This window comes from Bacillus safensis FO-36b, from assembly GCF_000691165.1.
GTDB classification, from domain to species: domain Bacteria; phylum Bacillota; class Bacilli; order Bacillales; family Bacillaceae; genus Bacillus; species Bacillus safensis.
Window position 1 is genome coordinate 779,757 of the sequence record NZ_ASJD01000001.1, and the last position, 22,754, is coordinate 802,510.

A 22,754-nucleotide genomic window follows, 5' to 3' on the forward strand; every position below is an offset into this window, starting at 1 on the left:
CCCAGCATAAAGGCTGAGGCTTTTCCAATTTTTAAAGGAAATCAGATACTTCTTCGATGTCGAAACGATTGCTTTTATGAGCTTCTTTCGCTGCTTTACCAACTGAAATCAGCATAACCGGCTCGTAGCGGCCGCTTACATTGAATTCTTTGATGTACGCGTCTTTACTGAAACCACCCATTGCACATGTATCATAGCCCATTGCTTTTGCCGCAATCATTAATTGCATAGCAGCTAATGAAGCATTTGAATACGCTGCTTCGCGTGCATATTGCTCGCTTTGGTATGCGCCATTGATTTGAGTCATCAATGTTTCTTTAATGTCTTCAGTAATAAAGCCTTGTTCTGCCAGCTCACTGTAGATTTTTTCGCCATTTTGGTTAGCTTCAAGGTCACCTAGAACTGCAATAACAGCTGATGCCTGTGATACTTGCTTTTGGTTGTAAGCGATTGGAAGTAATTTTGCTTTTGCTTCAGCACTATGGAAAACAGTGAAATGCCAATGCTGAAGGTTCCAAGCAGATGGTGCTTTTGTTGTGATTTCAAGAAGCTCTGTTAACTCTTCTTTTGTCATTTCATGAGAAGTATCATACTCTTTTACTGAAGCTCTTTGTTTTAAGATATCAATCGTTTTTTGATCGGTCGCCATATGGATATTTCCTCCCGTTTTTGCAAATAATATGATACAATAACTAAAAAGTGAGAAACTTACTTATTGTAACTAGAGATATTTTAAATTGTACACCGTTAGTTTGTCAAACAATCATGAAAAGAAAGGCTGAAATTTATGGAATTTCAATTATGTCCACACATTCAGCAAGCTTTTTTACTCCTAGGCAAAAGGTGGAACGGTCTCATTATACATGTATTGCTTGATGGACCAAAGCGTTTTAAAGACCTCACAGACACGATCCCGTCGATCAGTCAAAAAATGCTCGCAGAGCGTTTAAAAGAGCTCGAGCAAGAAGGGATTATAGAGCGGACCGTCCTGCCTGAGACGCCTGTCAAAGTCATTTACAGTTTAACTGAAAAAGGGAATGCGTTGCATGATGTGTTTCATGAGGTATCTCGGTGGGCAGGGGAGTATACAGACTCTCACGGGAAAAAGGAGCAAGCCTAGTTTTAGGTTTGCCCAAACATTTTGACTCCTGATGAATATGCTGATGTTAGGCACATGACAAAGGAGGAGAAATGCATGTACCCTCATACTCCGTATTTTCGAGGCGGCGCCCCTGGCATTCCGCCATATGAATCCAGAGTCCCTTTGTTTTTTGGTTTTGGCGCTCCTTTAGTCGGCGGACTGCTTGGCGGATTTCTAGGAAGTGCGATTTTTAATTATCCCCGTCCATATTACCCGCCGCCACCACCGCCTGCTCCACCACCTTATGGCGGCGGATATCCACCATATTATTAAGAAAAAAGAGTAAGCCTGCTTCCGTTCTTAAAGCAGGCTTTTTATAATGGAATATCAATTTCAGAAATTCCTGGATCATCATGCTTTAAAAACATAATTTCCAATATACCATCTTGATACGACGCCTTCGTTCCTTTTCGTTTCACAGCAGCAGGGAGGACGACTTTCTTCTGCGTCCCTTCTTCAGGAAAATGATCAATAAACAGCAGATTGGCTGTATGTTTGATTTTGACTTTTTCTGTGTTCGGACGAGCAATTTCAATTTTGACAAACACATGATCAGTCGTCTCGAACACTTCGACTTCTGGCTCTTTTTCTTTTTCGACATCAGTTTCTCTCGTTTTTTGATTTTGAGAAAGGGGGTCCTGAAATGGGAACTGAGCAGGATAATTGGAGCCGAATACACTTTCCATGACTTGATTGACATACTGCTCAACGTCTTTAGGATCTGAATTCTTTAAGGCTTCTTTTGAGAACTGCTTTTGAAAAGGGAATAATCGGTTCCAGTCGAACATGCGAATCATCCTTTCTAAATGCCCTGAATTAGTATATGCCCATTCGCCTGCGTGCGTGCTATAATATACGTTAGATTTAGAAAGGGATGGTTACATTGAACGAACAGCAATCAAAAGGTGTTCTCTACACGGCAGCATCTTTTACACTCTGGGGTTTATTCCCGTTATATTGGAAGCTGATGGAACATATTTCGTCAGGCGAAATTTTAGCACACAGAATTTTATGGTCATTTGTGTTTATGTGCGGTATTCTTTTGTATTTAAAACAAGTCCGCCCAGCGATGCAGACAGTAAAGGGTCTCATACTGGATGGTAAAGCATTTTTTTCATTACTTTTATCTGCTATTTTAATTTCAGTCAACTGGTATGTCTACATTTGGGCAGTCAATCATGGTCTTATGCTAGAAGCAAGTTTAGGGTATTATATTAATCCGCTTGTATCCGTTCTATTAGGGATTATTTTCTTAAAAGAACGACTAAATAAATGGCAAACCATTGCCATTCTTATTGCCGCATTTGGGGTGATCCTTTCAACAGTTCAATACGGGTCATTTCCTGTCGTTGCTTTCTTATTAGCCCTTAGCTTCGGCTTTTATGGTTTGATCAAAAAAAGGATGAGCTTCACGAGCGCGATTGGTTTGACGATTGAAACGCTGCTTCTCGCACCGGCAGCACTTGTGTACTTATTATTTTTCTTAAAAGAACCTGTGGTGACTATGAATCCTAACAGCTTCGGGTCGCTCGGTCTCTTATTTTTTGCAGGCGTTTTTACAGCCGTACCGCTTCTTTTATTCTCAGAAGGCGCAAAAAGAATTCCACTTTATCAAGTGGGCATTTTGCAATACATTGCACCGACAATTACGCTGTTTTTAGGGCTGTTTGTCTATCACGAACACTTATCCGCAGCTAAAATTGTGACGTTCCTTTGTATTTGGGTGGCGATTTTACTGTTTACCACCTCTCAATTACGCATGAAAAAAACAGCGAATTCTCATTAAGCCAAACGAGCAGTTTGCTTTTTTTTGCAGGCGGATCATGTCATAATAAGTTGTTAACAAAACTGTAGAGGTGATCATATGTCGTCAGCTCAGGAGCTTGCAGCCGCCTATCAATCTTTATGGAAAAATCGTCAGCTTGATGTTGATGATATGTCTTCTTTACACGAGGCCATATGTGATGATTTACTTGATGCACGAACACATCCGCGGGCGAGGAAATCCTTACACCAAAAGTATGTGCTTGCTGTGGAGAGAATTTTAGAAAGTGAGCTTAAGCATGATCATCAGCTGCAGCTGATCAGCTTACATACGAAAAAGCTGCGAGAATTAATTCAAAATGAAGGAAGGAACCACTCATGAAACCAATTCAAACGGAAGATGTCACAACACATCTTGAATCGTTTTTAAATCGTCCAGTCTTCGTTCATCTTGAAACGACAACTGGTTCTTATTCAGCTCATGTAAATGAACAAAATATGACGGTTGTGGCGTATATCCGCAACGCGAAAGTCGTCTATTCACAGGCGAAAATAAAAGGACAAGGTCCATACCGTGTTGGAATGAAAACAGAAGATGGCTGGATTTACGCAGAAGGATTAACCGATTATGTGTTTGATGACCAAGGCCGCCTGCTATTAGCTGGACACTTGCCAGACGGCAAACTAGCGATCTCATTACAAATTAGTGAAACACCATTTCAGGTGTAGAAGAAAGGGTGACAAGTCATGAACGAACATGTACTAGTGATGCTGCCTCACCCCGATGATGAATCCTTTGGGGTTGCTGGTCTCATTGCACAAAGCAGAAAACGCGGAATTCCCGTCACATATGCATGCGGGACACTTGGGGAAATGGGCAGAAATATGGGAAGCCCAACATATGCTAACCGTGAAACACTTCCTGAATTAAGAAAACAGGAATTAATCAATGCCTGCAAAGAAATGGATATCACTGACTTACGTATGCTTGGACTGCGTGATAAAACATTGGAATTTGAAGACGACGAGTATTTGGCAGATGTGATGGAAACCATCATTGATGAAGTCAAACCGACACTCATTGTGACGTTTTATCCAGGACACGGTGTACACCCTGATCATGATGCGACAGGTGAAGCTGTGATTCGTGCTCTATACCGCAAGAAAAAAGAAGACCGTCCTGTCACATACTGCATGGCCATTACGAAAAATAGAGAAGAAGTGCTTGGACATGCGGATATTGTGATTGATATTACAGATGTGGCAGATATCAAATTAAATGCACTGAGAGCGCATAGAACGCAAACAGAGGGCATGCTGAGAGAGCTTGAACAAAAGCTGAAAAACAAAGAACCAGTCGTCCAAAAATGGTTTGATGAAGAAATTTTCTGGACGTACCAATGGAATGATTAAACAAAAAAGCAGCTGACATACATTTAATTTAAAGATAAAAAAAGTGAAATTTCAGGCTTAAATTAACAATGATGCCATGTATAGAAAATAAAAGGAGTGGGTTACTCACTCTTTTTATTATGCTCTTTTTTCTATTAACGACAATATACATAAATAAATTTGATCTATATTTAGGAGATTTTAGAGTTTGAATGTAAAATGTATTTAATTTTACAGAATAATATTTGTGTTTTTTGAAATAATAAATTTTGCGATATTTATTTTGTATTCAATTTTTTTCTCAATCATTTCAACACCTTAATAATTTAAACACTAGTCTTACATTAAGCGGAAACCTAATATAGAAAGGAAATAGGCATGTCAAACAATAAAAAGGATGAGAACTCTTTGAATATTTTACAAATATCAGCCCGGATATTGAGCGCTGTAATAGAGCATAACGCGAAAATACAACAAACAAACGAAATATCAAATCAGATTCAAAGTTATATTCATGATTTAGGATTAGAATTAAAAGGATATATTTTAAGTCATTCTTTAAATGAATACGAAGGTGAAGTTGATTCATATTGCGAACAATATTCTCATATTATAATTCAGAGTATTGAAGGAATTGATTCTATAGAAAAAACAAGCGATAAGTTAAATACACTACAAAATTTAACGAACAACTTAATCCACAAAATAAATCGTGTTTACGAGGAAAATATGGATTTTTATACAGAGCATGTTCATCCTATATTAACTGCAGCAATTTCCTTGCAAATTACTATATACTCTGAATTGGATAAACGGTGTAGTGACCATACTGGTCAATTATTTATATTGGAAAAAATAAACTTTTTCCTCGGAAAATTCAAGAGGTATTTTGAGTACATATATGAAAAAAGTAAAAATAGAAGTAATAATAACTATATGGACAACAGTTTACATGCTCAATATTCAACTTACCGGGAATTGATTAATCAAAGGAGGACATGGGAGCATAATAGGTATATTCAGTGGGTGAATTTAAACGGCAATTTTAAATTCAAATCTACAAACGGAGTTCCGGAATTTGGTCATTTCTCTTTTGATAGATGTACCAACTATTCGATAAAAGAAATTGATGATGGTATTAGTGTATTGGCAGTAAATAATAAAGATGGTAAGCTTGATAATCCAAGTATTCTAAAAGATGTATTTGACATTCCAGCTAAATCGATTAGTAAATTTACGGTTTCTTTGAAATCATCCATACCGAATCGTTCTATAAAAGTTGTTATTCATGAATTAGCTAATGGACAAATTGTTAACAATAGCGGTGAAAACATAGAGATAGGAAATGAATTTACAGAGAAAGTAATTACATACGAGAAACAAAGAGATGATACCATTCTAAGATTTGAAGTATATTGGTATGATAAAGCAGTAAACGATATATATTTTAAGCACACATATATTGATTTCACTCAAGTTGAACCTTCTGTTCCTAGTGTAGAGTATGCTGTTTCCTTACCATTTCCTGATTATGTCTCATTACGAAATCGATCTACAAATATGGTGTTTTATTTCCATGCAGACGCAAATTATTCCTCAAGTGTGTATTGTGCTGCAAATGATGTAAACAAAAAATTTGATAGTCCTAGTTTATTTTTGGACTTAGTCATGATGTGGGCAAGCGAATGGGCAAAACTAAATTTAACCTTTGAAGTTTATTTAAAAACAAGGGAGGATTTTGGTCGGGAAGTTAATTTATGTATTCATGAACTTTTTCCATTAGGAGGAGGTAAATATGACATTAAAAATAGTGTTTGGTCCCCGAATTACAAACTATCAAACGAGTGGCAATTGTTCTCTTTAACGTGTGATAGACGTCATCACACTCACGTACGATGCGAAATATATTGGCACGATCATAAAGAGATAGACATCATGTTACGAGATATTAAGGTTAAATTTTCATTAAAGTAGTCTTTTTTTAATTTGCTGGATCAATAAACAATAAGGAAGTAATTCATGCGACTAACGAACATGCTATCGCCAGAACATGATTAGGAATTCGTTTATCTCATTAATTATTTGTTTAGAGGCTTTTTATAAAAAGTGAGCAGTTTGTAAAGATAAAAAAATTATACGAGTTTGCCTCCTGCTTCCTAAATAAGTTTTTCAAGAAAGTTTCAAATGGCATGAAGGAAAGTATTCTTAAGGTATTCGACGCTTGGATTGCTTTATAATTATTGAGCAAATGGGTGCTATTGCTGAACAATGCAGTTGTTTTTTATTTATGAATAACTAATTTTTAAAAAGAATTTAACTTAAATAAGAAATTTTTCTTAGTGGTTAATCAATACTTAATCTTTTTAGTATTATTTTTATTTGTTTTTATCCCATTGTAAAATGTTAGAGTTGAAAACTGTACTAAAAGTAGAAGATTTGTTTAAAGAGTTTGTAATTTCAGCTATTGATAAAAGAGTAATAAAAGTCTTGATAAATAACAAAAAATTCAGTGATAAAATAAAGAAAAATCATAAAAACAGGCGTATCTAAAGTGTTGATACGCCTTAAAACGATATGTTATACAACATATAACATCGTGTAATGATACTAATAGTTTAGTTTTCTTTCTTGAATTTAAATATTATGAACGGATTTGTGTCATGTGTCGTGAATTTATGTGTTTTTAACGTTTGTCAAGTGTTTTTGAATCAATCTGAGACGGATAAAGAGGACGATGGCGCCTGCGGCAAGCCCGGCAATCAGTCCGATCCAATAACCAAACGCCCCAAAGGAGGTATATGTGCCAATGAGATAACCGGCAGGAAGACCGATGACCCAGTAAGAGACAAAAGCAGCAATGAGCGTATAATTCACATCTTTATAGCCGCGCAGAGCCCCTTGAATGGGTGCAGCAATCGCATCTGACAGCTGGAAAAAGATCGCGTAAATCAAAAAGTGCTGTGTCATTTGTAAAACAGCTGATTCAGCTGTATATAAACCAGCGATCTCTGGTCTGAATAACAAGATGAGGGCGGCCGTACATAATGAGAATAAAACCGCCGTTCCAATGCCGATATAGCTGTAGCTTTGCGCGTCTTTATACCTCTTAGCCCCCGCTTCAAACCCAACAACGATCGTTAACGCCATTGAGATGCTAAGCGGTAAAATATAAAGAATAGAAGCAAAGTTCATCGCTGCTTGGTGACTGGCGATAGTAATGGTATCAAAGTGCCCCATTAATAGCGTCACTGCTGCAAAGATACTCGTTTCAAAAAAGATCGCAAACCCGATAGGAAGGCCAATTTTCAGTATTTGCCCTATACGGGAGATATTCATTCGAGGCAGTTTTTGAAACAAACGAAATGAGGCAAATGGTTCTGCTTTAATGACAATACAAATACTCATGATGAAAATCGCCCAATACGTCATTGCAGATGCAAGACCGGCACCCGCACCGCCAAGCTTTGGAAAGCCCAAATTCCCAAAAATAAATACGTAATTTAAAACAAAGTTAATAGGAAGTGCTGTGAGCGTGATGAACATCGTCACACGTGTTTTCCCTAATGCATCAATAAATGACCTTAGCACCGAATAACCAAACAGCGGGAGGATGCCAAAAGCAAGAAGGCTGAGAAAATGCCGGGCAATATCCTCTACAGAGTGCTCGAGTCCAAGTCCTCCTAGTATGTAAGGAACGCTGATCGTACCAATCACAATCACAGCGATACTTAAAAGAAAGGACAAATAGATCGCCTGAAAGACAGCCCGGGGAACATCTTCTTTATGCCCAGCGCCCATCAGCTGAGCCACAATCGGAGTAACGGCCATCAAAATCCCGGCAAGTCCCGTATAAACAGGTGTCCAAATACTAGAACCGATCGCAACACCCGCAAGGTCTTCTGCACTCACTTTTCCAGACATCACCGTATCTAAAAAGGTAATAAGCGAAAGACCTGCTTGGGTAATTAAAATCGGAATCAAAATGGTTAAAAATAGTGTCAGCTTTGCTCGAATGCTATTCGTTTCTCTCATTATAAGTTCCTCTCTGAACAGAAATAACGAGAGGAATTATACCACGCTATGTAAAAAAATCAATTCTCCGTCGGATTATTTTTCTTAGATGGCTTCGTTTTTTTAAACATTTGGGCATAAATAAAAGAAAGACTGACAACACCTAAAATGCTGCAAGCATATTGGATGATTTTCTGAATGGTCATATTAAGCTCACCTCCATACAAATAGAATGTGCACAATTTGCTATTTTATAACAACAAGCGAAAGAAGGAGGGAAAAGGTCAGATGATCCATCGGACGAACGAAGAAGAGATATTTAAAGCCGGGATGAGAACACATTTGATGAACATTATAAAGGATGCAAGTGACATCATTGATTCTCTTGATGAAACAGAGCAGTGTTTACTTTGTGATCTCGAAGCATTGCATGATCAGTTTAATGAAATGCATGCAGAGGCTTCGTCGTTTTATTTACAAGCGTATATGAAAGAATTCACACCAGGATTTGCTCAATTTTCTTTAGCCATTGAGAATTTATCAAAACAAAAGCATGGAGCACTCATTGTGATTCAAAGACGCGATGAGGTTGAGGATTTTATTCAAAAAGGGACAAACCTTCATGCGAAAATTAGTGCTTCCTTAATAGAAAGCATTTTCTATCCGGGAAATCCACTGCATGACGGTGCTCTTTTAGTCAAAGAAAATACACTTGTCTCTGCTGCAAATGTGCTGCCGCTTACATCAAAAAAAGTGAGTCCTTCGCTTGGCACAAGGCACAGGGCAGCGATCGGACTCTCTGGTATGACCGATGCACTTGTTCTTGTCGTGTCAGAAGAAACGGGAAAAATGTCGTTTGCGAAAGAAGGCGTGCTTTACCCGCTTACCGTAAAAGATCCGGAAATAAGAAAATAATAACGAACGCTGCATTCTTCATTCGGAAGGATGCTTTTTTATTTGCGGAGAAAAATCAGCCAATTAAGTAAAAAGTCATTTGATACAGAAAAATTTGTCATGTAGAATAGAACTATGAAACTAGCAGCGTGCTTGTTTTGACAAATTTCTAAACGTCAACTTAAAAATTCCTTAAAAAATGTTTATAAATACAACAAACAGCCGATAGAAACGATATGGCTTTATTTTAGCATTTTGAGTTGGCTGCTTTAGCCTATTTGTTATTGCCCAACGTCTTCATGTCGAGTAATATAATAGAAATAAAGATAAAATAGTGCAAGAGAAGCAGAACCATTAAATGCTAAACTCAAAACTAGTACATAAGTCTTATTGAACAAAATCATGAAAGGCGGAGATTCCTCTATGAAGAAAAAAGTAGTAACCGGACTCACAGTTTCAGCGATCGCTGGCTCAGCTGTGTTTGCTGCACCGGCAGAAGCACAGACGATCAAGGTGAAAAGCGGTGACTCACTTTGGAAGATTGCCGAACAGTACAATACAAGTATTTCGGAGCTTCAATCTCTTAATCAATTAAAAACGACAATGATTTTTGCAGGACAAAGCTTGAAAATTCCTGGCGAAAAAAGCAAGAAATCCGGTTCATCAACAGGGTCAAAAGCAACGAAATCAAGTGCTTCAAAGACTTCCAGCTATACTGTAAAGCTTGGCGATTCTTTATGGCTGATTGCAAAAAATCATAAAATGTCAGTTGCGAGCTTAAAAAGCCTAAACAGCTTAAACAGCGACCTGATTCGTCCTGGTCAAAAGCTAAAGGTATCTGGCAGCACGAAGACGAGCGGAAACCAGTCATCAAATTCAAACTCATCTTCAAATTCCAGCTCAAGCAATAAGACAACGAATTCAAATAGTTCATCATCAAGTACATACAAGGTTAAATTAGGGGATTCACTTTGGAAAATTGCGAATTCGCTAAATATGTCGATTGGTGAAATCAAAACATTGAACGGATTAAAATCTGATATGATTTATCCGAATCAAGTATTGAAAGTAAAAGGGACGGCTGCATCAAAACCAAGTCAGCCGAAACCTACTAAACCAAGCAATTCAAACAGTAACCATTCTTCTAGCGGGAAAACAACATCTTATACTGTAAAATCAGGTGATTCGTTATGGAAAATTGCGAATCAATTCAAAGTACAGGTTCAATCAATCCGCACAGCCAACAACTTAAAAAGTGATGTGCTTAGAATTGGACAAGTATTAAAAATCAATGGTGCAGCTTCCGGTTCAACTGGATCGAATGGCTCTACGTCTAACGGTTCAACAAAGCCAGTCGACAATAACAAAAATGATGTACCAATGAATGCAAAGATCACGACAATGATTCAAGAGGGGAAAAAGCTGACAGGCGTTCCTTACAGATGGGGCGGTAATACACCAGCAGGATTTGACTGCAGCGGCTTTGTTTACTATCTCATTAACAAAGTTTCATCTGTATCCAGATTAAGCACAGCTGGCTACTGGAATATGATGACTCCTGTAAGCACACCACAAGTTGGAGATTTTGTTTATTTTACAACGTACAAAGCAGGCCCTTCTCATATGGGACTATACCTTGGCGGAGGAGATTTCCTTCATGCAAGTGACAATGGAGTAGGAATCTCGAACTTAAGCAACCCATATTGGAAAAAAGCCTACTTAGGTGCAAAACGCTTCTTCTAAAAAAAGCCGATTTTCGGCTTTTTTTGTTTGCCAGCTGCTGTGATTGTCCATACTGATAACAAAAGGGGGCAGTCATAAATGAAAAAGTCAGTGTGGATGATCATGATATGTTTGATCTTTACCGCATCAGCATGTCATGCACCGCCGAAAAAAGAAACGACAGAAGAAACAAGCGAAGTTTCAGCACCTAAACAAGCACCAGTCACGACGCCACTCATAAACGAAAGCGGGCAAAAAATAGGAAGCATTGAAATAAGAGAGTCCTCAGAAAATGGGCTGGATCTGCATGTGAAAGCGAAAGGGCTGCCACCAGGTCCTCACGGTTTTCATATTCATGAAACAGGAATATGTGAAACGCCAGATTTTGAAACGGCAGGAGCTCACTTTAATCCAACCCATAGAGAGCATGGTTTTGACAATCCAAAGGGGCACCATGCTGGAGATATGCCTAATTTAGAGGTGGGAGCAGATGGACAAATTGATGTTGTCGTGAATGTACCAGATGTGATGTTAAAGGGAGGCCCGAATCAATTAATCGATCAAAATGGGCGAAGCTTTATCATTCATGCAGAAGCAGATGATTACTTAAGTAACCCTTCTGGTAACTCAGGAAAACGTATCGCTTGCGGAGCGATAACAAAAGAAATGGCAAAATAACAGAAGTCTAACCTTTATGTATTGAGTGCATAAAGGTTTTTTTAGTATACTTGGTGAGGAAAATGATCGAAGAGAGGAATTAATCATACATGTTTAACGAACAATCACTCCCAGAAGAAATTCAAGCAATGATTAAAGCAAAAGCAAAAGTGCTGGAAGAAGAATTTCGTCCACTTATTGGAACAGGCGGCTATGAATCACAGGATACTTCTATCATTCAAGATGCCATGATTGCATTAGCACTAGGAAAAAACGTTCTTTTAAAGGGACCGACCGGCTCAGGTAAAACAAAACTAGCAGAAACATTATCCGCTTTCTTTCAGCAGCCGATGCACAGTGTGAACTGCTCGGTTGATCTTGATGCTGAAAGCTTGATTGGCTATAAAACCATCCACAATGATGGTCAGGTGGCTTCGATTGAATTCATTGAAGGACCTGTGACAAAAGCAATGAAAAAAGGCCATCTTTTATATATTGATGAAATCAACATGGCGAAGCCAGAAACACTGCCTATTTTAAATGGTGTACTCGACTACAGAAAAATGATGACAAACCCATTTACAGGTGAGGTTGTTAAAGCAGAAGAAGGCTTTGGGGTCATTGCGGCAATCAATGAAGGATATGTCGGCACAGTGCCTCTAAATGAAGCGTTAAAAAACCGTTTTGTGGTCATTGACGTTCCATATATCGGCGGCGGTATCCTGAAAGATGTACTGCAATCTCAATCTGTTTTAAAGGATGAGCGGTTAATTGATCAATTCGTTCAGCTCTCATCAGACCTTATTACACAAGCTCATAACGGACAGGTGAGTGAAGAAGCAGCATCCATCCGCGCGCTTCTAGATACTTGTGATCTTGCGCAATACATCCCGCCGCTTCGTGCCGTTGAACGAGGCATTGTTGAAAAGCTGGAAGATGACCGGGAAAAAGCAGCGGTAAGAAATATCGCCCAAACATTATTCGAGTGAGGTTCTAACTTTTGAAATTCATCAAATTTAATGACAGCAGAATCGATTCATTTTTATTTATGGAATTAACGGATTTAGCCAAAACGTTAGCAAAAAGTGATGATGTCGAGCTTGAATACGGTGTGCAGTCCTACTATGAACCGTTTGAAAAGAAAATTTTCATCAGTCATTTTTGGGATGATCGTAAACAAGAAGATATGCTAGCAGGGCTGAAAAGTGATGTGTTCCTTCGTGCAGTAGGCACGGTTTATAGTGATCTTACGGTATTTCAGGAGATCATTCGCTTTGCTCATACATTATCCATTCCTGATGTATGTAAACAATTGTTTATGCTGTTTGAAGATATCCGGATTGAAGAGCGGATTAAGCATGACCGCCCAGGAACAAAAAAGGTATTTAAACGAAGAAGAGAGCTGTACCGGCGTCACTTTAAGACACAATTAACGATTAACCAAGAACGAAGTATTTTAACAGATGCACTCTTTTGTGCGATTTATCTGAAGCTGACAGCTGATTCTCCGCTCGAAGAGATTCCGCCTCTTCATGAGCAGATCAACCCGATGATTCCGTTTATTGAGTCAAGTCTTGAACGTGTATATGATGCGGGTTCAACTGCAGACATCGCAGCTATTGTCAAAGAATTGATGGAAGGGTTCGATGAACTGCTTGAAAAGGATATGCTGAATACGTACTTTTTCTTCCCTGAATTGGACTATGAACAAGCGGCAAAAGAACCGCTGTTCCATGACTTAAAAAGAAAACCTACATTAAGTGAGGACATCAAAGTCGACCGAGAAAAAGAAGGCGATGAAGACATTCACCAAGAGTATATGGAAGTGTGGCATCGAGAAACCGAAGCGCCATCCAAAAGCTTCCTTCAATTTGATTTAGAGCACGGCGGTAAAAGTGATCTTGGTAAGGATGCGGCAAGAGAAGGTGATGACGGAGATCAGGCACTCGGTACTGTCCAAGGCTCTGCAAAGCAAACACACCGAAAAGATTATTCAAAGCTTGAAGCGCTGGAAGAGGCTGAAGGTGAAGAAAGCGGAGCAGATGGTCATGAGAATGGAAAAGAAAACAAATATGCGTTTCCAGTCATGATTTCACCAGATCCTCCTAAGCCAGAACAAATCGATGCCTACAAGCAGCATGCGAAGGAAATTGAGCCTTATCAGAAACGCTTAAAACAAATGATCCAAAAAACACTTGAACATAAAAAATCATGGCCTAAAACAGACCTTCATGCAGGACGTCTCAGTAAAAAGCTGATTCGCTACTTTACAGAGTCTAACCCGCGTCTTTTCTATAAAAAACAGGCACCGTCTTCTCAGATTGATGCTGTTTTCACCTTATTAGTAGACTGTTCAGCGAGCATGTTTGACAAAATGAATGAGACGAAAAAAGGCATTGTTCTCTTTCATGAAGCGTTAAAATCCGTGCAAGTCCCACATCAAATTGTTGGGTTTTGGGAAGATACAAACGACGCAACAGAAACAAGTCAGCCAAACTACTTCAACACAGTTGTGTCGTTCAAAGATTCTCTATTTGACGCAGGGCCTTCTATTATGTCTCTTGAGCCAGAAGAGGATAACCGGGATGGCTATGCGATCCGCCAAATGACAAAGATGATTTTAAAGCGAAGAGAAGAGCAAAAGTTTCTGATTGTCTTTTCAGACGGAGAGCCAGCTGCGTTCAGCTACGAACAAAATGGGATTGTCGATACACATGAAGCAGTTCTTGAAGCGAGGAAAAAGGGCATTGAGGTGATCAATGTGTTTTTATCCAATTCGCCGATAGAAGAAGCACAGATGAAAACCATTCAAGATATGTATGGCAAGTTCAGCATTTTTGTACCAGATGTCGATACATTGCCAGATGTTTTATATCCATTACTGAAGAAACTGCTGCATAAAAGCATTGGGGCATAAGGTTTTGCCCCTTTCTTCAAATTATTTTTCGGAATGATTTAAATTTTTTGTTTTTCTGTGAATTTTTTATCTTTAATTGAACAAAGAATGTAGAAAGTAATCCAAAACAGTGGTAGAATATTATTGGAAGCGTTTTATTACATAAATTTGGTCATTGTGTTCTGGAAGTTATATCGAGATAGTGTTCAATCACTTGATGATCAAAGTTGGGGGTAGTGTTCAAAATGTTTCAAAATGATGTGAAACAACCGTTGAGTTGGGAAGAATTTCATGGTCCGAACCTCGGCTATGTGCTCGAGCTCTACGATCAGTATGTCCAGGATCCTACTAGTGTTGATGAAGATCTAAGAGGCATATTTGATGAACTTGGTGCACCACCGAGTGAAATGAAGGAGGAAATTGGGAAAAAAGAAAATAGCGTAGTTACTTCTGAACAAATCCAAAAGATAGCATCAGTCGTTAAACTGGCAGAAGACATCAGAACGTATGGCCATTTAAATGCTTCCGTCAATCCTCTTCGCAAAGAAAAGGAATTACAAGAGCTGTTTCCTTTAAAGGAGTACGGTTTAACAGAAGAAGATGTCAAGAATATTCCGATATCTATTATTAGTCCGGATGCACCAAAACACATTTCAAACGGCATAGAAGCCATTAACCATTTGAGAAATACGTATAAACGTACCATTTCATTTGAGTTTGATCACGTGCATGACTTCGAAGAGCGAAACTGGCTCTCAAAATCAATTGAATCTGGTGAACTATTTAAGAAAAAACCAGCAGATAAATTAGTTTCTGTTTTCAAGAGATTAACAGAAGTTGAGCAGTTCGAGCAGTTTCTTCATAAAACATTTGTTGGGCAAAAGCGCTTCTCTATAGAAGGTTTAGACGCACTTGTCCCAGTACTTGATGAAATTATTTCAGAGTCTGTTACACAAGGGACTTCAAATATTAACATTGGAATGGCACACAGAGGCCGTTTAAATGTATTAGCACATGTGTTAGGAAAGCCATATGAGATCATTTTCTCAGAATTCCAGCATGCGCCAAATAAAGAGCTCGTTCCATCAGAAGGCTCTATTGGCATCAGCTACGGATGGACAGGGGATGTTAAGTACCATCTTGGAGCTGACCGTCAAATCAAAGACGAAGATACAAAGAGTGCGAGAGTTACGCTTGCTAATAACCCAAGTCACTTGGAGTTCATTGATCCAATCATTGAAGGAAGCACGCGTGCCGCTCAGGAATCACGTACTCAAAAAGGCTATCCAGTTCAAGATGTTGAAAAAGCGTTAGCCATCTTAATTCATGGGGATGCAGCATTCCCTGGAGAAGGAATTGTGGCAGAAACATTAAATTTAAGCCAACTTGTAGGCTATCAAGTAGGCGGAACCATCCATATTATTGCCAACAATATGATCGGGTTTACAACAGAAAGCAATGAATCCCGCTCGACGAAATATGCAAGTGACCTTGCAAAAGGATTTGAGATCCCTATTGTTCACGTCAATGCAGATGATCCAGAAGCGTGTTTAGCGGCTGTTCAGCTGGCAGTAGAATACCGCAAACGCTTCAAGAAGGATTTCCTTATTGACTTGATTGGTTACCGCAGATACGGTCATAACGAAATGGATGAGCCTTCTACAACTCAGCCAATGCTGTACGATGCGGTTAGAAAGCACAAAACGGTCAAGAATATCTTTGCAGATAAACTTGTCTCAGAAGGTCTTTTGACAAAAGAGCAGCGTGAAGAAATCGAGCAGGCTGTGACGGCAAAAATAGAAGAAGCTTATAAAAAGGTGCCTTCAAAGAAAGAGCATACGATTCAAGAAATCGAGCTGCCAGAGCCTGTATCAAACGGCTTCCCAGCAGTTGATACATCAGTAGAATTTGATGTACTCAGAAAGCTGAATGAAGAATTGATCAGCTGGCCGAATGATTTCCAAGTATTTGGTAAGCTGAAGCGGATCCTTGAAAAACGTGCAAAAGTGTTTACAGATGACCGTAAAGTAGAATGGTCACTTGGGGAAGCACTCGCATTTGCATCTATATTAAAAGACGGTACGCCAATTCGAATGACCGGACAGGATTCAGAGCGTGGTACTTTTGCTCAAAGAAACCTTGTTCTTCACGACAGTCAAACGGGAGATGAGTTTATTGCTCTTCATGAACTAAGTGATGCGAATGCATCGTTTACAGTTCATAACAGTCCACTGTCAGAAGGCTCAGTCATCGGGTTTGAATATGGTTATAATGTCTATTCTCCTGAAACGTTAGTGATTTGGGAAGCTCAATTCGGAGACTTCGCAAATGCGGCTCAAGTGTATTTCGATCAATTTATCTCAGCTGGCCGTGCAAAATGGGGACAAAAATCAGGTTTAGTCATGCTGCTGCCGCATGGATATGAAGGACAAGGTCCTGAGCATTCAAGTGGAAGAACAGAGCGCTTCCTGCAATCAGCTGCTGAGAATAACTGGACAGTTGCGAATCTCACAAGTGCAGCGCAATATTTCCATATTCTTAGAAGACAGGCGAAAATGCTGCTTCGTGAAGAGATTCGTCCGCTTGTCATTATGACACCGAAGAGTCTGCTTCGTAACCCGAACACATTGTCTGAAGTCCAAGAATTAACAGATGGACAGTTCCGTCCAGTTCTTGAACAGCCAGGTCTTGTACATGATCACGAAAAAGTATCGCGTCTTGTGCTATCTAGCGGGAAGGTATCCATTGATATTAGTGATCGTTTTACTCAAATGGAAGAGCCGAAAGATTGGCTTCACGTTGCAAGAGTGGAACAGCTATATCCGTTCCCAGCCAAAGATATTAAAGGAATTTTAACAAAGCTGACAAACTTAGAAGAAATCGTATGGGTGCAAGAAGAACCGCAAAATATGGGAGCTTGGGGATACATTGAGCCATATTTACGTGAAATTGCACCTGAAAAAGTAAAAGTACGTTACATCGGCCGAAGAAGACGTTCAAGTACGGCTGAGGGTGATCCAACTGTGCATAAAAAAGAACAAGAACGAATTGTATCTGATAGCTTGACTCGCAAAAACTAAGGGGGAAATGAAAAATGGCGGAAATTAAAGTACCTGAATTAGCGGAATCAATCTCGGAAGGAACGATTGCTCAATGGCTAAAGCAGCCGGGCGATTATGTGGAGCAGGGGGAGTACCTGCTGGAACTTGAAACAGATAAAGTCAATGTCGAACTGACTGCTGAAGAATCTGGTGTATTAAAAGAAGTACTGAAAGATTCTGGTGACACTGTACAAGTTGGAGAGGTCATCGGAACGATTGCAGCAGGTGAAGCCGGCGGAAGCGAGTCCGCAGCTCCAGCACCTGAGCAAGCTTCTGCACCAGCTTCGAAAGAAGAACCGGCAGCTGCTCAAAAAGAAGAAGCAGTGAAAGAAGAGCCGAAAGCTGGTAATGGCAGAACTATCGCTTCTCCTGCAGCTAGAAAATTAGCGAGAGAGAAGGGGTTAGACTTATCTGAGATTCCAACCGTAGATCCGCTGGGCAGGGTACGAAAGCAGGATGTCGCTTCTTATCAAAAGAATGAAGCACCTGCAAGTGCACCAAAAGCCGCGCCAAAAGCAAATGCTGCGGTGCAAACTGAACAACCAGGAAAGCCAGTTGAACGTGAAAGAATGTCACGCCGCAGACAAACAATTGCAAAACGTTTAGTTGAAGTTCAACAAACGGCTGCGATGCTGACGACATTTAATGAAGTCGATATGACAGCTGTGATGGATTTAAGAAAGCGTCGTAAAGATGCCTTCCTAGAACAAAATGATGTCAAGCTTGGCTTCATGTCCTTCTTTACAAAAGCAGTTGTAGCAGCACTGAAGAAATATCCGCTGCTTAACGCAGAAATTCAAGGTGATGAGCTTGTCTTGAAGAAATTCTATGACATCGGCATCGCTGTTGCTGCAAACGAAGGACTTGTCGTACCGGTTGTCCGTGATGCAGACAGATTGTCATTTGCGGGGATTGAAAAAGAAATTGGTCATCTTGCGAAAAAAGCAAGAGATAACAAATTGTCTCTTAATGAGTTACAGGGTGGATCATTCACGATCACAAACGGCGGAACATTTGGTTCTCTGCTATCAACTCCGATTTTAAACAGCCCGCAAGTTGGAATTTTAGGGATGCATAAAATTCAGCTTCGTCCGGTGGCGATTGATGAAGAACGTTTTGAGAACCGTCCGATGATGTATTTAGCTCTTTCTTATGACCACCGTATTGTCGATGGTAAAGAAGCAGTTGGATTCCTCGTTACGATTAAAAATCTGCTTGAAGATCCTGAACAGCTATTACTTGAAGGATAATCTTCAATTATAAAAAGCTAGCACCTGTTAAGGTGCTAGCTTTTTTTCTTTTCACTGTCATGTTGTCCTCGTTTTGACCAATACGTCGCAAGCCAGGAACCAGATAAATTATGCCACACACTAAAAATCGCACTTGGTACGGCTGCGAGCGGTGAGAAGTGTGCTGTTGCTAGCGCTGCACCGAGCCCGGAGTTTTGCATGCCTACTTCGATCGAGATCGCTCTACGAGAAGGGATATCCATTCTGCACCACTTTGCGATCAGGTAACCAAATAAGAGACCAAGTCCATTATGTAATATAACAACGGCAAATATCAGTAATCCAGATTGAAGAATCTGCTCTTTATTTGCACTGACAACCGCTGCAATGATCAACACAATTCCAGCAACAGATACAAGCGGCAATGCTTGAACTGCATAGTTTACTTGTTTTTTGAAAAATACCTTAACGATAACACCTAGGATAATAGGAATTAGCACAACTTGGACAATCGACAAAAATAATGCCTCCGGTGATACAGGTAACCATGATCTTGCAAAAATATAGATAAAGAGAGGCGTTAAAAAGGGAGCAAGAAGGGTCGATATAGTTGTGACCGCTACGGATAATGCCATATTGCCTTTTGCCAAGAAGGTCATGACATTGGATGCTGTACCGCCCGGGCAGCAGCCCACAAGAATAACGCCTACAGCAATTTCAGATGGCAGCCGTAATCCGTAAGCTAATAGAAAGGCGATCAGCGGCATGAGTGTGTACTGCGCCAAAACCCCGATTAACACATAGAGAGGTTTACGAAAAAGCTCCTTAAAATCTTCACCAGATAACGTAAGCCCCATCCCAAACATAATGACACCTAATAAAAAAGGGATATACGGTCCAATCTGAGAAAATACGTCAGGAAAAGTAAATCCAAGACATGCAAAGATAATGACCCAGATTGCAAAGGTTCTTCCTGCAAATTGACTAATGGTTAAAAGAATGTTCATTCATTGCTTCATCTCACTTTCCTCACATATCTTTCCTATTTTAAACGAATTTTCTGAAAAAACAACCCATTCTTTATAAAGGTGTTAATAATAAAATTATGTAAACTAAAAATACCCCATATAAGCATTAGCCTATATGGAGCATCGTTTTAAAAAGGGGTCCATCTCACTTGTTGTGCCTGCTTAAGCCTAGCTTCTGGCTCACGCCAGTCGACTACACTCCACCAACGATCTACGTATTTCGCTTTTTCATTCAGATATTGAAGGTAGTAGGCGTGCTCCCATACATCAAGGGCTAGAAGGGGGATCACGTCCCATTGTGACAAAAATTGATGGCGTTCTGCTTGTAAAATCTCTAATCGCTGAGATCTGGGCGCCCATACGAGAATGGCCCAGCCAACACCCTCTACTTGTTTGGCCGCTGCTGAAAATTGAGATTTAAATGCATCATAGCTGTCAAACGATTGTTCAATGAGACGAAGCATTTGTCCAGTGGGCTTTCGTTTTCCTGAAGGACTCATGGAAAACCAAAAAATACAATGTAAATAGTGCCCCGCACCATTGAAGGCAAGCTCCCGTTCCCAATGCTTAATCATTTTAAAATCATTGGTTCTTCTTGCATTTTTTAATGCAAGCTCAGCTTGGTTCAAACCATCTACATATGATTGATGATGCTTCTGGTGATGCAAATACATAATTTCTTTTGAAATAAACGGTTCTAGTGCATCATACCGGTAAGGGAGAGGAGGTAACTTGTGACTTCCAGCTGCTACCTCCCGCATGTCTTCTTGTGGGTTCATGTCCTCAGCAATACGTTCTGCCAGTTCGTACCACTCTTGTTCACTGGAATGTTCATCATCCATTGAGAACCATAAATGGTCTACTTTCTGACGGATGTTGTCATCTTGAATCGCGGGTTGAATGGAGCTAAGCCACTCTTTGAGCTGCAAACGGTACTCTTCCTTATTCATTCTTACGCCTCATTTCTTCTAAAAATGTGGAACAAGCCATCATCGGAAAGACAAATGGGTAGCTATGATAAGTGATGTAAAATTGCTTTGGCAGGCCAATGCCTACTGGATAGTGCAAGGCTTCATTCGTGTGCTGATGATGGATCAAAAATGAGATGGCTTTTAAAATCGTTTTGTCATCGGGCTTCTCATATTGTAAAAGTGCCTCTGCTGCCCAAGCCGTCTGAACCACTGTGCCAAACGGGAGGGGGACATACGTTTTTACCTCTGCACTTTTACATGATTCTCCGAAGCTGCCATCTTCTCGTTGAATCTGCTTTAAAAATCGGCATGCTTTTTGGACAGCAGGATGGGTGGAGGGGATGCCGGCAGCTTTTAGACCTGTTAATGCTGCCCACGTTCCATAAATATAGCAAACACCCCATCTGCCAAACCATGATCCATTTTTCTCTTGATGATCTAGGAGCCACTTGACACATTGGTCTTTTTGCCTGTGAATAGGCGGTGACATGTTTTTCTCTTCAAGACCCATGAGATGAAGCACACGGCCTGTAATATCAGGAGTCGATGGATCAATTGCTGCATCCTCCGCAGATTCAAGCGGCAGATGTCGAAGCAGGAAGTGATCTTGATTTTTTTCAAAAGCGGAGAATCCGCCATCACGGTTTTGCATGGAAAGAAGCCAATTGAATCCTCGATTCCACTGAACTGGTGCGTACGTTCGAGGAATGGCTTTTAAGACAATTTGCGTATCATCACAATCAGGGTTATTCGTATTGATATCTGAAAAACCAAAGCCTCCCGGAGCAGCATGCCGGTTATGAATCGCCCAGTCTGCTTTCTTCATTTGCTGCCGGTTCAGTAAGTATGAGAAAGACTTTGTGATGACTGGGTCTTCTTGTTTTTTGCCAGCTTTTTGAGAAGCATAACTGACAAGTGCTGTATCCCAAACTGTGGATGTGGAATTTTCTGCATACATTCTGCCCTGACAGTTTGTGACTAGCTTTTTCATGCCTTTGACTGCTTTTAAAATGAGATGATGTCCCGGGGAGTATCCAAGGCTCATCAGTGCATAGACCATAAAAATACTTGCACTTAAATAGCTGTACAGTGTGCCATCTTTTTCGAGGCGGTCAAACATATATCGCTTTGCTGCTTCATATCCGAAAAAGTCCAGCCGGCTGTCGAGTGCTGTATACGATCGCATGTAAGTCAGAAAGTGATGAGTGGAACGTTCTTCTCTTGCCATAAACCAGTCAAATGGATTCTTAGACATGTTTGCATCAAGGTGTGCTAGGCTTGGAAATTTCTCATGAGAAGTATATCGTTTGTTGAGTGCAATCATCATTGGCACAAAGTGAATTCTTGCATATGCACTAAGATGATAGAAGTGAAGTGGAAAGTATGTAGGGATGAGTAAAAAGGAAAGTGGTGCATAGAAGTACGGCCAAGGGTGCATGCCGTTGACGGCGAGCATCCACTTTGTCATAAAGTGAACGTTCTTTAATCCGCCATTTGATCGAATATATTGCGCTGCTTTTTCCATATGAGGCTCATCTTGTTGAAACCTGCCTGAAACGAGCATTCCGCAATAGCCCTGCACAGTAGCTGTTACATGTCCCGTTTGATCATGATACAAAGAAAAAGACCCATCCTCATTTTGCTTTTCGCGTATCGCTTCTGCTAATTGATCAACGAAAGCTTGATCCGTATCGCCGACAGCCTTTAACAGCATAATCAAAAAAGCATTTGTCATCATTGGACCTTCAAAGCAGAAAACAAAGGCGCCATCTTCTCGTTGTCTTCGCTGCATCTCTATGTGCAATTCTTCGATAAATTCATTTACTTTCAATTTAAAATCTTGCATATGCGGCCATGCTCCTTCCCTTTCATACTATATTCAGGAGCCGGCCTGTCACATGCAAACACAAAAAAGCCGATGACACGGTCACCGGCTTTTTTGACGTCA

General features: G+C 40.0%; 21 protein-coding genes. 14 read left to right on the forward strand and 7 right to left on the reverse strand.

Annotation, left to right across the window (positions count from 1 at the left end):
* Positions 1–31: 31 nt before the first annotated feature.
* Positions 32–649, reverse strand: coding sequence for a nitroreductase family protein (locus tag BA81_RS04105; protein ID WP_024428323.1), 618 nt, complete (start codon positions 647–649; stop codon positions 32–34).
* A 138-nt stretch (positions 650–787) separates the two neighbouring features.
* Between BA81_RS04105 and BA81_RS04110 the strand changes: the two genes are divergently transcribed.
* Positions 788–1,120, forward strand: a complete 333-nt coding sequence (locus tag BA81_RS04110; RefSeq protein WP_024428324.1) for a winged helix-turn-helix transcriptional regulator — start codon at positions 788–790, stop codon at positions 1,118–1,120.
* Between the two features lie 75 nt (positions 1,121–1,195).
* Entirely contained in the window at positions 1,196–1,414 is a 219-nt protein-coding gene (locus BA81_RS04115; RefSeq protein ID WP_024422697.1) for a hypothetical protein, read from the forward strand.
* A gap of 41 nt (positions 1,415–1,455) precedes the next feature.
* Here BA81_RS04115 and BA81_RS04120 read toward each other — a convergent pair whose 3' ends face one another.
* Positions 1,456–1,929 carry an Hsp20/alpha crystallin family protein gene (locus tag BA81_RS04120; protein ID WP_034280567.1) on the reverse strand — a complete coding sequence of 158 codons (474 nt, stop codon included), beginning with the start codon at positions 1,927–1,929 and terminating at the stop codon, positions 1,456–1,458.
* Between the two features lie 86 nt (positions 1,930–2,015).
* Here BA81_RS04120 and rarD point away from each other — a divergent pair, with 86 nt between their 5' ends.
* The 5 genes from rarD (at position 2,016) to BA81_RS04145 (ending at position 6,271) form a co-directional block, all read left to right on the forward strand.
* Positions 2,016–2,927, forward strand: a complete 912-nt coding sequence (rarD, locus tag BA81_RS04125) for an EamA family transporter RarD (protein ID WP_029705997.1) — start codon at positions 2,016–2,018, stop codon at positions 2,925–2,927.
* A 78-nt stretch (positions 2,928–3,005) separates the two neighbouring features.
* Positions 3,006–3,287 (forward strand): hypothetical protein, encoded by a 282-nt coding sequence (locus BA81_RS04130; protein WP_034280569.1) that lies wholly within the window; start codon positions 3,006–3,008, stop codon positions 3,285–3,287.
* On the forward strand, positions 3,284–3,634 hold the full coding sequence (locus BA81_RS04135; protein WP_024428327.1) for a YojF family protein: 351 nt from the start codon (positions 3,284–3,286) through the stop codon (positions 3,632–3,634). The genes BA81_RS04130 and BA81_RS04135 overlap by 4 nt, the downstream gene beginning before the upstream one ends.
* Positions 3,635–3,652: 18 nt before the next feature.
* The gene (gene bshB2, locus BA81_RS04140; protein WP_024422693.1) at positions 3,653–4,318 is read left to right on the forward strand and encodes a bacillithiol biosynthesis deacetylase BshB2; all 666 of its coding nucleotides are present in this window, start codon (positions 3,653–3,655) and stop codon (positions 4,316–4,318) included.
* Positions 4,319–4,705: 387 nt separating this feature from the next.
* On the forward strand, positions 4,706–6,271 hold the full coding sequence (locus BA81_RS04145; RefSeq protein ID WP_152031912.1) for a hypothetical protein: 1,566 nt from the start codon (positions 4,706–4,708) through the stop codon (positions 6,269–6,271).
* 699 nt (positions 6,272–6,970) lie between these two features.
* On the opposite strand, the gene BA81_RS04150 is transcribed toward BA81_RS04145, so the two are convergent.
* On the reverse strand, positions 6,971–8,329 hold the full coding sequence (locus BA81_RS04150; RefSeq protein WP_034280572.1) for an MATE family efflux transporter: 1,359 nt from the start codon (positions 8,327–8,329) through the stop codon (positions 6,971–6,973).
* A 59-nt stretch (positions 8,330–8,388) separates the two neighbouring features.
* Positions 8,389–8,514 carry a hypothetical protein gene (locus BA81_RS20040; protein WP_008359993.1) on the reverse strand — a complete coding sequence of 42 codons (126 nt, stop codon included), beginning with the start codon at positions 8,512–8,514 and terminating at the stop codon, positions 8,389–8,391.
* 82 nt (positions 8,515–8,596) lie between these two features.
* Here BA81_RS20040 and cdaS point away from each other — a divergent pair, with 82 nt between their 5' ends.
* The 7 genes from cdaS (at position 8,597) to odhB (ending at position 18,828) form a co-directional block, all read left to right on the forward strand.
* Positions 8,597–9,223 (forward strand): sporulation-specific diadenylate cyclase CdaS, encoded by a 627-nt coding sequence (gene cdaS, locus BA81_RS04155; RefSeq protein WP_034280574.1) that lies wholly within the window; start codon positions 8,597–8,599, stop codon positions 9,221–9,223.
* Between the two features lie 402 nt (positions 9,224–9,625).
* Complete coding sequence (locus BA81_RS04160; RefSeq protein WP_034280576.1) at positions 9,626–10,945, forward strand: C40 family peptidase; 1,320 nt, start codon at positions 9,626–9,628, stop codon at positions 10,943–10,945.
* A gap of 78 nt (positions 10,946–11,023) precedes the next feature.
* Positions 11,024–11,602 carry a superoxide dismutase family protein gene (locus BA81_RS04165; protein WP_034280578.1) on the forward strand — a complete coding sequence of 193 codons (579 nt, stop codon included), beginning with the start codon at positions 11,024–11,026 and terminating at the stop codon, positions 11,600–11,602.
* An 89-nt stretch (positions 11,603–11,691) separates the two neighbouring features.
* On the forward strand, positions 11,692–12,570 hold the full coding sequence (locus BA81_RS04170; RefSeq protein ID WP_034280579.1) for an ATP-binding protein: 879 nt from the start codon (positions 11,692–11,694) through the stop codon (positions 12,568–12,570).
* A gap of 11 nt (positions 12,571–12,581) precedes the next feature.
* Positions 12,582–14,498, forward strand: coding sequence for a vWA domain-containing protein (locus tag BA81_RS04175; RefSeq protein ID WP_034280580.1), 1,917 nt, complete (start codon positions 12,582–12,584; stop codon positions 14,496–14,498).
* Positions 14,499–14,722: 224 nt separating this feature from the next.
* On the forward strand, positions 14,723–17,557 hold the full coding sequence (gene sucA, locus BA81_RS04180) for a 2-oxoglutarate dehydrogenase E1 component (protein WP_034280582.1): 2,835 nt from the start codon (positions 14,723–14,725) through the stop codon (positions 17,555–17,557).
* Positions 17,558–17,571: 14 nt separating this feature from the next.
* Positions 17,572–18,828, forward strand: coding sequence for a 2-oxoglutarate dehydrogenase complex dihydrolipoyllysine-residue succinyltransferase (gene odhB, locus BA81_RS04185; RefSeq protein ID WP_034280584.1), 1,257 nt, complete (start codon positions 17,572–17,574; stop codon positions 18,826–18,828).
* A 35-nt stretch (positions 18,829–18,863) separates the two neighbouring features.
* Here the strand turns inward: odhB and BA81_RS04190 are convergent, their stop codons facing one another.
* From BA81_RS04190 to BA81_RS04200, 3 genes are all read right to left on the reverse strand, one after another.
* Positions 18,864–19,814 (reverse strand): bile acid:sodium symporter family protein, encoded by a 951-nt coding sequence (locus BA81_RS04190; protein WP_034280586.1) that lies wholly within the window; start codon positions 19,812–19,814, stop codon positions 18,864–18,866.
* Positions 19,815–19,963: 149 nt separating this feature from the next.
* On the reverse strand, positions 19,964–20,785 hold the full coding sequence (locus BA81_RS04195; protein WP_034280588.1) for a superoxide dismutase: 822 nt from the start codon (positions 20,783–20,785) through the stop codon (positions 19,964–19,966).
* Positions 20,778–22,652: a terpene cyclase/mutase family protein gene (locus BA81_RS04200; RefSeq protein ID WP_034280590.1), complete on the reverse strand. Its 1,875-nt coding sequence runs from the start codon at positions 22,650–22,652 to the stop codon at positions 20,778–20,780. The genes BA81_RS04195 and BA81_RS04200 overlap by 8 nt, the downstream gene beginning before the upstream one ends.
* Between the last annotated feature and the right edge of the window lie 102 nt (positions 22,653–22,754).